Here is a 12,747-nt window from a genome sequence, read left to right on the forward strand (position 1 = left end):
GTCGCCGACGCGATCCTTGATCGGCTGGTGCACAACGCTCATCGCATCACGCTCGCGGGCGAATCGCTGCGCAAGACGCGCAGTCGATTGACCGCAAAGCCGCAGTCCGAGTAAAAGGTAAAGGTCCCGCGTCGCTGCGCTCCGTTTGTTCGCGATGGCGTGGAATCCTTGTTCACTTTGCCGTGGGATCACGATTCACTTTGCCCTGGAATGGCTGTTCTCTTTGCGTGGAATACGCACGGCACACCGGTCAAGGCGATGGGTGGCGAGATGGCGCCGCTGTTCCGCACGATTGACCCGCTCTTCGATCGCGACGCGCAGCAACGCTTCTCTGCGATCTACGGCAAGGCATCCCAGCGCGCCAACGACATCCTCGCGCACCGGCTCGGAAAGGTCACCTACAAGGTCGAGAGCGGCAGCGTGGTAAAGGTCGGGCTCCACCACATCCAGAGGAAGGTACGCATCCCGAACGGCGAAAGCTACACGCTCACGTCCATCCGCGAGGAGATGCGCCGCTTCATTGAGGAACGCGCGAAACACTATCTCTCGAACATGCGCCAGTACGAACGCATGTTCGAGAATGCACTCAATGCCTTCGGGAAAACGCTCGTCACACCCGAGCAGAAGGAACACTTCCGGCACTACGAGCGCGCGGTCAAACTCATCCGCAAGCATTTCGATCCGTCAAAGCTCAAGGACGAAATCCGCTTCGCCACCAGCTACGAAAAGAAGGTCATCCTGCCCGCGCTACCCAAACCGTTTCGCCAGGACTTCAAGGACGCGAAATCGGTCGTGAAATACTACAAGCTGAAGGTGCAGGGCGAGGCGCTTGGACAGATTCTCGGCAGGAAACGGGGCCAGTGCATCATCGACATGGTGCCGCACATCGGTCTCGCGGACATCATCGACACCGCGCTCAAGAAGACGCTGATGTTCACCAGCTACGTGGGCGTGGTCGACGCCGCGGCGGAATTCCTCAAGCAGCAGGGCTACCGGCCCCTGCGGGTCTATGGCGAGACCAACAACGAGCTGGCCGGCATGGTCAACGAGTTCGGTCGCAACGAGGATGCCAATCCGATGATCGCGACCTACCAGTCGCTCTCGTCTGCCGTACCGCTCGTCATGGCGAACACCATGGTCATGGCTAACTCTCCCTTCCGTTCGTTCGAGTACGATCAGGCCGTCGCGCGGTGCAAACGCCTCGGACAGGACGAAAACGTCTATGTCAACGATGTTGTGCTCGACACCGGCGGCGAATCGAACATCTCCTCGCGCACGATCGACATCATGCAGTGGAGCCGCGCCCAGGTCGACGAGTTGCTTGGCTTCGAGAACGAGCAGCTGATTGCCACTGAATCCCTTCAGGAACGCAATGCGCGTGCCACGAAGGCACTCGCGCTTGAGGCCATTGCGTGCGAGGAGTTCGAACAGGCCATGGAGCCCTGGACCGGTCGGCCGGCAACCGATGTCTACGGAGCGGAGATACCCGGCTGGCTTCGGTGGGCCAACCAGGCACAGGAACAGGCGTGGGTCAGCCGGAACGTGGGTTGAGCCATACCTCGCGAATCCTTTGACGAAGCTCTCGTCCGGAGTTTCATCTGAGCGGGGAGAAATGAATCGTGAGCCTGTTGCGCGTCGCGCTCGAATGTGATGAGCCTGTCGAGAATGGGGAAACCCTGGATGACTCGGTACCGGAAGGCGACGACCAGGCATTCGCCGGGATGGCCGAAACCGTGGATGAGGATTTCGAACACGATGCGGCGATGGATGTCGCAGCCGAAGCCATCTACGAGTATTACGATCAACTGCGTGGCCTTATTCACAGCAACGCCGTCACGCCCGCGATCACCGCATTGATCATCAAGGGCGTCAACCAGCAGCTCGGCAGTGTCGGACTGGAAGCCATGAGTTTCCCCGCCCTCGAAAGCTACTGCAAGGCGAGTGCCGAAGAGCAGGCAGGAATCGCCCTCGAGGGTATTGGAACGACGCTCAAGACCCTGCTGTTTCAGGATCCGGTGCTCAATTTCAAGCACTTCAAGGATGTCATCCTCGACTCCTTCAGATCGATCGAAGGCAAGCTCGCCAAGTATGAAAACAAGACGCGGCAGAACAAGGCGGAGTTTGAACAGAAAAAAGGGAAGCTGGGCCCGCGGATCGAAATCAATCTGCACGGACTCTGGTACTTCTTCAGAACTGGCCAGGGGCAACCGCAGAACCTTGGTGCGGCCTTGTCAAGTGATCTGGCAGGTTCAAACTACATGCTCACGAAATATCCCACTGACATCATTGCCGCCATTGAAAAACTGGCTGCTACCCTGAGCAGTGGCAGTGCGAAAGACAAGGCCGCGATCGACGCACTCGCCAGAAAGGTCGAAGCGCTGAAATCCCCCACCGAGCTTTTCGATTCCCACTTCATGGGGAACGGAAAGTACTTCAACGTAACCAGTGTCGTTGCCAGCCGCACACCGACTCAGGGGAGCCGTCTGGAGCAGTTGGGCAGCAGTGGGTTCGTACAGGAGAAAGGCAGCTCGGGCCATGGGGCGTTAAAGGCAGCGACCTACATGGGGGGCAATCTGGGCGCTCGCGCTTCAGTTTCCCTGAGCAAGGAGATCACGCTTTCAGTTCAACAGCTCGGCGAGGTGTTCGATGCGGCTCAGGCTTACTGCGATAACGTGAAGCATTTTGTGGAGCTCGAGTCAAAATTCTCCGCCGCGTCAGCAAAACTCGGCGATGCTCTCAGAAAGCTGTCGGAGAGCGCACAGGGACGCGATCGTGAGGTAGTCGCCGTTGGCGACAGGATCGAGGCCTACGCAAAGCTGCTGATGCGCGCCTTCCAGCGTCCGGCATTGCAGGAAGCCGCCCGCTCATTGCGCGGTAGCAAGTACTGCAACTACCTGGGCCTGCGCGGCTTTAACGGCTAAAAAAAGAAGGCAGAATACATGGAGCCAGAGAGGGCCTGACGGCACCTCTCTGGCTCCATGCCGGCTTTGCTCCGAAACCAACGACCTTACTTCCTGGCCGCCTGCAACACCTTCTGCGGCCCGGCTTTCTTTCGCGCTACCGGCATCTTGCTGGCAACCGGGGGCCTGGCTGTCTTGACGGACGTGTCGGCGCGCTTCGATGCCTTCCCGTTCAGTGAGGTCTTCTTCGATTCCTTCGCCGGTGCCTCCGGAACCTGCACTGCGGCGTTCATTGCACTGCCTTGTCGCCTGGGCATCTTCTGCGAGGCAACCTTCTCCGGCGTGATGGAGAGCAGACGCGAGATCATCGCATCGCTGATGCCGCTGTTCGCCATGCCATTGATGCACTTGCCGCGCACAATGATAAAGAGATGCAGGAACGCCTCGCCGTCATCATCCTCGATCTCGCAGCCCTGCACGTAATCTTCCAGTCGCCTGAGCTCGTCAAGCTGTTGCTGGGTAGGCATCCTCATTCCTTGTCGAACTTGTCGAAGCTTCTGCTGAAGCTGGTTTTGCCGGCACTGTCACGGACCACACCGGAACTGTTTTTCGAATGATACATGACGCGTCTGGGGGAGGCTGTTTTGAACCCGGTACGCCTGATGCTACTGGCCGGATTCATGGCCGGATTCCGGCCGGGACCTTGGCTGGCGACGTTTCCCTTCCCTTGATGCACGCAACAGATCGATGCCTGCGGGAGTCGGCGCAAATGTGCCGTTCTCCAGGCAACAGACCAGTCCCAGGTCCGCGAGACCGCGCATGGTGGCGGGCTTCCAGCGATATCTGCCAGGTTTCATGCGCGCACACTCCAGTAGCGCGAAGTACTGCGGGTTGCTCAGCTCGTGCCATGAAAGCCTGGCAGACGCAGGCCCTGGCGGCGCCATTTCCGTCGAGGGTTGAACCTCAGTCGTGCTCGTTGTCATCGGTCTCTGCCTGAAATTGTTCGCTTTCGCGCTTTACACAGCTCCCCCAAACGTCCTAAACCCGCACCCCGGGAGCCCATCTGTCTCCTGCCTTACCGCGCGCCAATGGCTGAACTCCCCCCAAGGAAAGTGAACGTCTGCATATTCGAAGTATCGACGTAGTAGTCGCCGAGGTTATTTTTCATGTTAAGCAGGATGGCATACCTGAAGTGGTTCAGGGCAGACGCGAGTCCGATGAGCAGATCGATTTGACGCATCCATTTCCCCGTCGCCGATAGATACGAAAAGGTACCGTACACTATCTGCGCGCCAGGATAAGCTGTTTGCACCGCCTCCGTTCCAGCCTGAAGGGCGCCGGTAATCAGCTGGTTGTCGGCTTCAGTCTGTGTGATCTGCCTGATCACCGCATCCGAGAACTGCTGACTGGTCGCAAAGTACTGCCGCGTATGACTGGGCATGGTTTTACCTCTCCCTCTGAGGTACGTTCAGCGTTCCGCATTGTGTGAGAGCATTCGGGCAAAAGCCTTCCGCGATCACTGAACCGGAAAAGAAGCTTTGTTAAGGTGAGAAAATCGCGCCGGATCGGTGGCATACATAAACGCGCTGCCTTGTGGATTCAGTAAGCGCCTAAACTGTGCTATATAGTCGGCTGCTGCCGAAACAACGGCAGCCCAGGTTTGGCGACCTGGAAGCGCTGTACCCCGCATGCCCGCAAGGGTGTGCGGCTGCCTTTGTTCGTCTATTGCATTCGTCAATGGGCGGGCCTGGGTGGGGAGGTCTTCGGACCTGCCGGTTTGGTACAGCGCCGGTTCGCCAACCCTGCCTTGTGCCCGCTCACCCTCTTCGTGTGTCCGGGCTACTCCTGAACAGTGAGACCGGGACCATGCCAGATAAAAACGCCGTACCTCCTACCTGCGCCCAGCTCCAGCGGCGCGTCGTTGAACTGGAAAACCAGCTTACGCTTCGTAGCGGCCAGTGCGCGCAGGCCGTCGCCGCGCTGATGCAGGTTACCGGCATCGCGACGCGGATTGCACATCATCCAACGTCTTCAAGCCAGGCAATTGTGGATGCGATCCACCTCCAGCTTTGCGCAGCAAGCGTAATTGACATGCTGACTGATGAAGTTGAGGGAATGGACGATAGCGTCGTATTGCGTGAAGCCGTCGAAGCCGCGCGCAATATGCTGGCGTCGAATGCGCTGTCTACGCCGATCATGCACTGACCACAGGCGCGATGTCGCGAATAGAACGCAGACGCGCCGAGCGTGCCGCGCCGCCGCGACGGATACCGCGCACGCGTGCGGAGTTGTTGCCGGTGAATGGCGAGCTGGTACGACGCATGTCGCTTGTGAATCATCTGGCAATCGAGATATTGCGCACAGGTGTAGCCCAGGCCATTCATCTAACGGTGATAGATCAGGCGATTTTTTTCATGCGCGAGTTCTGTCGCGCCGGGTATGGCGTTGCCCGCGACGGCAATGGCAACGCGGCGAATGTCCACTTAGGCCGCCCGTTGGTCCTCCGGATTAAGTGCGCCCCGTTGCCGCTTCATCGGTCACGATGCCCGCCTCGAGAAAGATCATGGCTCACTGGATTTGCCCGTGACTTTCGTGCGTCACAGCTGTCACAGCGGGCGGAGTGGCCATCCAGGTTGCTACGTCGACACGAGGGCAGCGCGGGCGGGTGCCGCGGGGTCATGATAATTCGCATCAATCTCGACACCCTGGTCCGTGAACATGATCTCCACAGGAAAGCTGCGACCCATGCTCCTCAGGCGCCTTGCAGAACTGATCAACTCATCGAGCGCCTGAAGCTCTTCCTCGGATACCTTCCACCTGCGCTGGCGCGCGAGCGCGTGCGCACCCGACTCCTGCGCCGGCGAGAGTCGAAACCGGCCGTCAACCACGGCCGCGTTCATGCGTATCTCGCCGACGAGCGTGCCCTGATTGAAATGCTGGCCCGGTAGCAGCACCAGAAGATGCACCACCGACCCGTCATCCGCATCCTGCCGGAAGCGGAACGACGGCGTGAACGGCCGTGCATGGTTCTGCAGCACGACAGCGCGCTCGTACACCTCGTCGATACAACCGGTGAGCTTCCTCAGGCCGTCGTCGTCCATGTATTCGACGAGTTCATTCTTCAGGAACCACAGGCCGGACACGGTCTTTTCCAATAGCCCCGGAAGCGGGCTTTCGCGAGTCGGCACTTCTTCCTGCAGCATCATCTCAGCTCTCCCTGGAATCATTGAAAACGATCGTGGCTTGTCTTTTGTGGCAAGGCTGCGCCCAGCCGGGCGAATCACTTCGCGGCCGTTGCGTCTCATCGCATAGAGCCCAGCCACGTAGTGGCCGGGCAGTTACTGGAGGGTGGTTATTCGAGTTTTGAAAGCACCAGCATTGATCCCGGCTGGATGGTCCGGTCGCGATCCAGATATACGTTGATGATGAGCGGGTGGTGAACCGTCACATCAAGGCTTCTGAACGTAATGCTCAACGTCTGTGTCAGGTGCTGCGTCTGGGGATGAACCAGGTCAATCACATCGATCCGGAACGCGGGTGCGTGTTCGTCTATCCAGTCGAGATCCCTTGGATGCAAAATTTGTGAACGAATCCAGTTGATAAAGTTCTCGGGCGCCTCCTTTCTCCCGTTGAATGCTTCCTGTAACAAAATGCCCAGGCCCTTCAGCGAGATGGTCCTGAGCCGCCTGACTACTTCGATCCAGCTCGACCGGGGCAGACGCGGGGACTCGTCTGTGGGATCGGTCATTTACACGGTTCTCCTTTTGGTACTTTGGGTAATCGAATGTCGTTGCCTTGAACTGCCTGACATTCATAGGAGTAGCCAGTCCAGTTTTTTTACTTCGGGCGCGAGGTAGCACCGCTACCAGCACCCGTTTGAGTAATATCTATCCGAACTTTTCTCGGTTACGGGGCAGGGGGCCTGGGACACCACCGGAACACCCGGTGGCTGCGACATGGAAGCAGTTCCGGCATCAGCGGCTCAGCTCGACTTTTTCACCACATCGACTTCCACCTGCTCAATGTCTTCTGTCGGCATCGGAATCTCGGAGGATTCCTTGATCTTTACGCCAGCCGCCGCAGCCGTCACCGCACCTGCGATCGCCACCAGCCCGCCCGAGAAGGCGAGACTGTTGAATGTCTGGTGCCTGACGGTGTCGTAGATCGACAGAATGATGAAGACGAGGCCACCGAGCATCACAAAGCCGTAACCAAAAAGACGGGCCGGGTCAACGTCGCCGTTCCAGCTGCAAAAGAGGTCTTCGCAGACCCTGGCCAGAAATCCCTTCCTTGTCTCTTCCATGGTGTTCTCCGCCGAAAGCATTCAAACAATTTGCTTTCAGGAGAAACGGGGACGCGGGGACGCACTTGAGCACTCACGGCGGGGAAAAAAAGAAAACGGGTGTCAACAGGGAGGTGGGGGGGGGTAGATGCCGCCCCCCCAGGCGAGAAATCAGGGCAAACCACGCCCCCGCTCCAAACCCAGCGGGGGGAGGACCCCCGCCCGGGATAGCCCTCGGCGGAGGTCGGCTCCCACGCAATCGCGACAGCCTCCTTGAACCTTGCGCATTCGTCATCCGACTTTACCTCTGCACCAATGCGCTCGAGCTCCTGTCCAATCTGGTTGACGACCTGTGCGCTCTCATCAAGCGCTTCAAGAATTTCCTCTTTTCGCCTGAGCAACGCCGCCAGATCATCTGGATCAAACGGAAAGAACCGGTCATTGAAATCCTGTTTCACTGCCATTGCGTGATACATCGCGTAAGTCAGGGACCCGCCCATTACTCTTCACCTCCCCCGATTGAAACCGCCCAGCCTGCCGTTCCTGCATCCGGACAAAATGGTTCCTTGTGAATCGCACAATAAAAAGAGAGAGCTTCGCGCTCTCCCCATCATTCCTGAACCAGTCGGAACCCGACGAATACCGGGTGTCAGATCAGTTCTCCCGCTGCCTGTTTTCGATATATTCATCGACGACCTGCACGAGTCTGCAACCGATATAGAGACCGACGACAACACCCACACCCTGACCAAGCGACTTCCAGAATTGCATTTTTTGGGACTCCCTGTTTAACCACAATTTTTGAAACCGGAGGCGCGACCGCCTCCGGCACGAACTGCTTGATGGTGCTTACTGGATCTGGCTCAGTTATTGCCGGCCGCAGGCTTGTTCTTCATGAAGTCCTGCGCGGCCTGAGTCGCCCTTTCCAGCTCTGCCTGCACCTGCTCAGCGGTAGGAGGTGCGGAATTCGTTTCAGGCGTCGCCTGTTTCGATTCCGTCGTTCCGTTCCTGCTGCTGAACCTGTCGCGCAGCAACGGGTAGCTGTAGTAGGCACCGAGGCCAACTGCGACTACCGCAGCGGCGCCAATCACTGCGGTTTTGTTTTCGCTCACCCAGTCCGTGCACGTTTCGAAAAGGCCCGAAGCCGGTTCAGTCATCGATTCGACCGGCGCATTATCAAAGATGCTGGACGTTTCCTGAGCCGCCGTTGCCGCAAACTTGAGAACGTTATTCAGCGCGTTGTTCAACATGGTGATACTCCCTGGTTTGTTTCTGTCTGTTGGGTAATTGAGTTCATTTCATCTCTGTGCTGAACTCATCTGCGGAATATAGGTTTGAGATTTTTTTGAATCGCGCGTACGCGCACCGTGGGCCACACCCCCGCACACGCGCCACAGAAATGTGACGGCCAGTTCACGCAAAGGCAGCGAACGCCCAGGCGCCAGCACATTTTTTCTTTATGCGATTACTTCAATTCTGGCCGACGACATACGAAAACGAATGGCCCGGGTAAATGGCAACGCAGGCCACCCGCCCGACGCGAGCGCGGCGCCCGTCACCACGGTGGGCACCGCGGACACGCGCCTGGCCGCCGGCACGGCGCATCCGCCACACCGGGCCAGGACCGCGAGCGACGGCCTCGAAGCCCGTGACGTCACCACGAGGCGCACTATATTTATAGCGAGGGCGGCCATCGACGGCCGCGACAGGCTCAGGTAAACAGAAGGCTGATATGAACGCTATTCCGGCAGCCACGCTCGCGCACGATTCGCGATCAAGGCTCAACGTATTGCACAGGGCGGCCCCTGTTGCCGTTACCGCTATCCAGAACCCGGACGTCGAAATCTCGACGACCGGGCTGACCAACCCGGCGCAACGTCTGACTGCGCACCGGCACCTATCAGGTGATCTATCGCAAAGTATTTTTTCACTCGCCCCAGCCCCGAACCCCTGCGCCGGCCAGCGCATGGATACTTGTACGGCGAGACAAGCCACCTGCTTCAAGATTCCCCACGAACCGAACGCTGACCCAAACCCGGACGTCGAAACCTCGACGACCGGGCCCACCGACCCGACGCAACGTCTGACAGCGCGCCGGCACCAATCAGGTGATCTATCGCAGACCACGAACTTCTTCCCCCCAGGCCGCACCCGATGCGCCTTCAACTCCCTTCGGAACCCACCCCTGTTAAATGAACCAGCCGGCGCCCCGTGCAACGCCCGGTACAGCGCCTTGTTCAATCAACCACGCCTTATAACGGAAGCCCGTGCAACGTCTGCTCGTGCTGCCAGCCGTGACCAGGACGCTGGTCGCGCTGCGCGCAATCAGACGGCTGCAGGCTCCACAGGATATCTATCGCAAAGTATTTTTTCACTCGCCCCAGCCCCCACACCCCCTGCGCCGGCCAGCCGACACGCATGGGTCCTTGTACGGCGAGACAAGCCACCCTGCTTCAACATGCCTCAAGGAGACGACCAGAGACGCACTGCACCCACTTTCCGTTCAGGTCGCACCTCGTGCGTTGCCAGACTCTTCCCGAAACCCGTCGTTCATGACAGCGACGTCCGGGTAGACCGGCGACCACTGCAACCCGCTTGCGCAGCTGTGGATTTACATTTTGCGCATCTGCGGATTTAGATTTTTGATTGTTAGTATTCCTTCTAAGGTTCGTATAAGACTGACCATTTATCTCTGATTCCCCAAATTAGTGCGTCGCGGTAGCGTTGACTACCGGGGTGAACTGTTGCCGTCTGGTTTTTCCAGGGGTCCCTGGCAAAGCCGGTGAGGACTTGTGCCCGTGAAATGGTGGGGGAGATGAGCACGGCAAACGTCACGCGACAAACAGAAAAACGCGAACAGGTGCCCGGATTACCTACTGCAAAGTGCAACACGCGCCGGAGTTTTGCGCACAACAGGTCGACTGATCCCTCATGAAAATCACCCAATCTGATGCGATCGAAGAAGGAATGAGAGAGCGGTTTTTTCTCTTCGGTCCCCCACTGGCGCCTCACCAACGCCAGCTTGCCGCAGTGGAGAACGACTTTCTGCGCAAATTCGACCTGATCTATCAGCTTGCGCAAAAAATCAGAAGCAGGTCAGGCCTGCGCCTAAATACGCAATGTAGTCACTCGGCCAGCAGGTGCGCCATTCCCGTCTCAAACGAGAAGAACATGATTCGCGCGTTGCTTGAGTTTGATACCCGTCTCTTCTCCAGAACGTTCAATCTCCACAGCATTAATCCGGTCTTGCGCGCACTCATTGACTGCGATCAGGAGACGTTGGAACGTCGCCGCTCGTGGTCTGGCAATCTCGGTTCCAATGATTTCCCCAAAAAAATGATCGACGAAATGAATCAGGAGTTTTCCACTCAAAAAACCACGCTTGCCGACAGGGCGGTCAGAAGAGAGGAAGCAAACTATCTTCACCGTAGCAACCAAGACCAGCGGGAGATGTCAAAATTCCTTGAAAGGCGTTTTTACAATGAACAAATCCTTTGTGGAATGCGAATCAATCTGGGTTACCCCAATCTCTCCGCAAACGGTGAACCCCTGCCATCCGGCATGCGCCTCGAAGAGGTCAACCATCATCGCATCCAGCTTTTTCAGTATCTCGATAATGACTTCGTCCCGTCACCGGTGGGACTTGTCGTCAAACTCGAACACAGTCATGGCATGGGTTACGGGTATCACTGCCTGCTTCTTTTCACGGCTCGGCAGGGAGCTGATCTGGTCGCTATCGCAGAGCAGGTCGGGAAGTACTGGACCCAGGTGGCTACACAAGGCAAAGGCGTCTACTACAGATGGCAATCTGAGGGTGCGGGGAAAATGATTCCCGGTGTGGGACGAATACTGTGCGCCGACGAGCTCGTGCCGGTGGTCCGGTATTTTTTCAGGCTCGACCGCTACATGACATTAGCGCCAACGCGTACCCTCTTCAAAAGACCGGTCGGACAGGACAGGAAGAAGACAACGAAGGCGCCGACGAACACGCGTGCTACCGTTTCCGGGGAACCAGCGGGTTATGGCGGGGCTGGAACCGGCCGGCGCGTCGGTCGGCCTCCAGGTACTCATCGGCGACCTTCCTGCTGACGTCCACCTTCTTTGCGAACTCCGAACTGTGAGAGACGATATTCCAGAAGTTATGCTGCTTTTGCGATCTGCTTGGCATGACGTGCTCCGCGTATGCGCGCTCATCAATGACGCGTGATCCCGGCGAAAACGTAATACATGTCGTTTCGTGTTGATTCACTGCAAATCTCCTGATTGGGTACAAATGCAATCGCAAAGATGAAACCTCGCGACTACCCGCCGTTCAGGCATGCTCCGAGAAATGTTCACCCGGTGTGTATTCGAAGTGCGCAATGCGGTCGAACCAGGCATGGATCGATTCGTTACTGATCCAGCACTCATGGGACGACCCATGCCACGCGAGCTCCCACGGTCCGCCTTCAATGCGCGAAATTGAGGACAGTCTCGCAGCGCTCAATTTGCCGTACACCTCGAGGACGCGTTCGATCAGCTGAGCCTCGCGACTGGCGTCCGGCAGCCGCGGCTGCCGCACGATGATAGGGTGATCTGCGGGAATGGTATTGATCGAGAACACCCCCAGTGTGTGATAGAGCGGCCCGAGCACTGGGCCGAGCCGCCATGCTTCAAACTGTTCGTCCACCATCGGCTTTTCCAGGAGAGCAAGGCTCCAGCCATGGGTGAAAAATGCAAGCTTCTGGATGGACTGGTTCGTCTGTTGCTTACCGTGCTGAGGCGATCGCCGGACGATTTCCGCGGCGAGCTGCATTGGATGGAGCGACATCATCTTGTCCTGGAGCAGGTAGGCGCACCCTCTTGAACCAGCTGATGTCGGCCGGCTTGTCGGTGCCCATGAACCTGTGGGGCATGACAATGCCGACAAAGTCGTCGTAGCCGTTGAGCGTCACGAGGGCCGCCTTGTCTCCATTGGCGGTCACGCGTGGAACGCCTGGCTTGCCGGTCAGGACCGCCGCGCATCGCGAGAAGTCCATCAGGTGCTGGGGATCGAACTGCGCCGCGGTTCCCGAGAATTCACCAGGCACCGTTCTGGCGTAGTCGACGTACTTGTCCGCTATCGGCTTGAATGCATATTGCAGGCCGTGCCCGGGGATCTGGAGATAGTGATTGTCACCATCGATAACCAGTATCACGGGAAGCCCCCGCTGCGCGCGCACCTTGATCTGCCGCAATACACTCATCGGCATGATCAGCGAAACGTCGTGATCGACTGCGTTTTCGATACTCACACGCACGATCCCAAGCTTCTGACCGCACGAGGCGACCAGACGTGTTTCGTGCTTGCGTGCCTCGACGAGCACACCATTCAGGTAGCTGCGACGATCTTTGGTTGCCGCAAGCAGCGCGATGGCCTTCAGCATTTCAGCTGAGAATCGGATAGTCTGCATATGTTTAAATCTCCTGTGGGAAACGCTTTTTCTGCGCGATACTGACGAGTGCATCAAATAGTGCCCTATTCCTTAGGCGGCGTAGCGAACATGCTTTTCCTGGAACAGATTGCGAATCACGTGAGGCTCCTTC

13 protein-coding genes are annotated in these 12,747 nt (G+C 57.8%); 5 read left to right on the forward strand and 8 right to left on the reverse strand.

Annotation, left to right across the window (positions count from 1 at the left end):
* The 3 genes from P3T23_RS46085 to P3T23_RS46095 form a co-directional block, all read left to right on the forward strand.
* The coding region (locus P3T23_RS46085) for an ATP-binding protein (protein WP_429322415.1) at window positions 1-114 on the forward strand (114 nt) is incomplete at its 5' end.
* 96 nt (window positions 115-210) lie between these two features.
* Window positions 211-1,551, forward strand: coding sequence for a helicase-related protein (locus P3T23_RS46090; protein ID WP_429322681.1), 1,341 nt, complete (start codon window positions 211-213; stop codon window positions 1,549-1,551).
* A gap of 68 nt (window positions 1,552-1,619) precedes the next feature.
* Window positions 1,620-2,921, forward strand: a complete 1,302-nt coding sequence (locus tag P3T23_RS46095; protein WP_429322682.1) for a hypothetical protein — start codon at window positions 1,620-1,622, stop codon at window positions 2,919-2,921.
* Between the two features lie 86 nt (window positions 2,922-3,007).
* Here the strand turns inward: P3T23_RS46095 and P3T23_RS46100 are convergent, their stop codons facing one another.
* Both P3T23_RS46100 and P3T23_RS46105 read right to left on the reverse strand, forming a co-directional pair.
* Window positions 3,008-3,427, reverse strand: a complete 420-nt coding sequence (locus P3T23_RS46100) for a hypothetical protein (RefSeq protein WP_429322683.1) — start codon at window positions 3,425-3,427, stop codon at window positions 3,008-3,010.
* A 548-nt stretch (window positions 3,428-3,975) separates the two neighbouring features.
* Window positions 3,976-4,341, reverse strand: a complete 366-nt coding sequence (locus tag P3T23_RS46105) for a hypothetical protein (RefSeq protein ID WP_429322684.1) — start codon at window positions 4,339-4,341, stop codon at window positions 3,976-3,978.
* A gap of 425 nt (window positions 4,342-4,766) precedes the next feature.
* Between P3T23_RS46105 and P3T23_RS46110 the strand changes: the two genes are divergently transcribed.
* On the forward strand, window positions 4,767-5,105 hold the full coding sequence (locus P3T23_RS46110) for a hypothetical protein (protein ID WP_429322685.1): 339 nt from the start codon (window positions 4,767-4,769) through the stop codon (window positions 5,103-5,105).
* Between the two features lie 431 nt (window positions 5,106-5,536).
* Here P3T23_RS46110 and P3T23_RS46115 read toward each other — a convergent pair whose 3' ends face one another.
* From P3T23_RS46115 to P3T23_RS46130, 4 genes are all read right to left on the reverse strand, one after another.
* The gene (locus P3T23_RS46115; protein ID WP_429322686.1) at window positions 5,537-6,106 is read right to left on the reverse strand and encodes a hypothetical protein; all 570 of its coding nucleotides are present in this window, start codon (window positions 6,104-6,106) and stop codon (window positions 5,537-5,539) included.
* A gap of 146 nt (window positions 6,107-6,252) precedes the next feature.
* Entirely contained in the window at window positions 6,253-6,648 is a 396-nt protein-coding gene (locus tag P3T23_RS46120; protein WP_429322687.1) for a hypothetical protein, read from the reverse strand.
* Window positions 6,649-6,882: 234 nt separating this feature from the next.
* Window positions 6,883-7,203 carry a hypothetical protein gene (locus tag P3T23_RS46125; RefSeq protein ID WP_429322688.1) on the reverse strand — a complete coding sequence of 107 codons (321 nt, stop codon included), beginning with the start codon at window positions 7,201-7,203 and terminating at the stop codon, window positions 6,883-6,885.
* Between the two features lie 842 nt (window positions 7,204-8,045).
* Window positions 8,046-8,432, reverse strand: a complete 387-nt coding sequence (locus P3T23_RS46130; protein WP_429322689.1) for a hypothetical protein — start codon at window positions 8,430-8,432, stop codon at window positions 8,046-8,048.
* 1,681 nt (window positions 8,433-10,113) lie between these two features.
* On the opposite strand from P3T23_RS46130, the gene P3T23_RS46135 reads away from it, so the two are divergent.
* On the forward strand, window positions 10,114-11,271 hold the full coding sequence (locus tag P3T23_RS46135; RefSeq protein WP_429322690.1) for a hypothetical protein: 1,158 nt from the start codon (window positions 10,114-10,116) through the stop codon (window positions 11,269-11,271).
* A gap of 223 nt (window positions 11,272-11,494) precedes the next feature.
* On the opposite strand, the gene P3T23_RS46140 is transcribed toward P3T23_RS46135, so the two are convergent.
* Window positions 11,495-11,977 (reverse strand): Panacea domain-containing protein, encoded by a 483-nt coding sequence (locus tag P3T23_RS46140; protein WP_429322691.1) that lies wholly within the window; start codon window positions 11,975-11,977, stop codon window positions 11,495-11,497.
* A complete protein-coding gene (locus tag P3T23_RS46145) occupies window positions 11,931-12,668 on the reverse strand; it encodes a hypothetical protein (RefSeq protein ID WP_429322692.1) in 738 nt (245 codons plus the stop codon). The genes P3T23_RS46140 and P3T23_RS46145 overlap by 47 nt, the downstream gene beginning before the upstream one ends.
* Window positions 12,669-12,747 lie beyond the last annotated feature (79 nt).

Origin of the sequence: Paraburkholderia sp. GAS448 (genome assembly GCF_050435685.1) — a bacterium.
Lineage (GTDB): Bacteria > Pseudomonadota > Gammaproteobacteria > Burkholderiales > Burkholderiaceae > Paraburkholderia.

Excerpts from the sequence above, each read along its gene's own strand:
- P3T23_RS46090 (WP_429322681.1), top strand. The coding sequence starts at position 211 with ATGGCTGTTCTCTTTGCGTGGAATACGCACGGCACACCGGTCAAGGCG.
- P3T23_RS46100 (WP_429322683.1), bottom strand. The coding sequence starts at position 3,427 with ATGCCTACCCAGCAACAGCTTGACGAGCTCAGGCGACTGGAAGATTAC.
- P3T23_RS46105 (WP_429322684.1), bottom strand. The coding sequence starts at position 4,341 with ATGCCCAGTCATACGCGGCAGTACTTTGCGACCAGTCAGCAGTTCTCG.
- P3T23_RS46110 (WP_429322685.1), top strand. The coding sequence starts at position 4,767 with ATGCCAGATAAAAACGCCGTACCTCCTACCTGCGCCCAGCTCCAGCGG.
- P3T23_RS46115 (WP_429322686.1), bottom strand. The coding sequence starts at position 6,106 with ATGATGCTGCAGGAAGAAGTGCCGACTCGCGAAAGCCCGCTTCCGGGG.
- P3T23_RS46120 (WP_429322687.1), bottom strand. The coding sequence starts at position 6,648 with ATGACCGATCCCACAGACGAGTCCCCGCGTCTGCCCCGGTCGAGCTGG.
- P3T23_RS46125 (WP_429322688.1), bottom strand. The coding sequence starts at position 7,203 with ATGGAAGAGACAAGGAAGGGATTTCTGGCCAGGGTCTGCGAAGACCTC.
- P3T23_RS46130 (WP_429322689.1), bottom strand. The coding sequence starts at position 8,432 with ATGTTGAACAACGCGCTGAATAACGTTCTCAAGTTTGCGGCAACGGCG.
- P3T23_RS46135 (WP_429322690.1), top strand. The coding sequence starts at position 10,114 with ATGAAAATCACCCAATCTGATGCGATCGAAGAAGGAATGAGAGAGCGG.
- P3T23_RS46140 (WP_429322691.1), bottom strand. The coding sequence starts at position 11,977 with ATGCAGCTCGCCGCGGAAATCGTCCGGCGATCGCCTCAGCACGGTAAG.
- P3T23_RS46145 (WP_429322692.1), bottom strand. The coding sequence starts at position 12,668 with ATGCACTCGTCAGTATCGCGCAGAAAAAGCGTTTCCCACAGGAGATTT.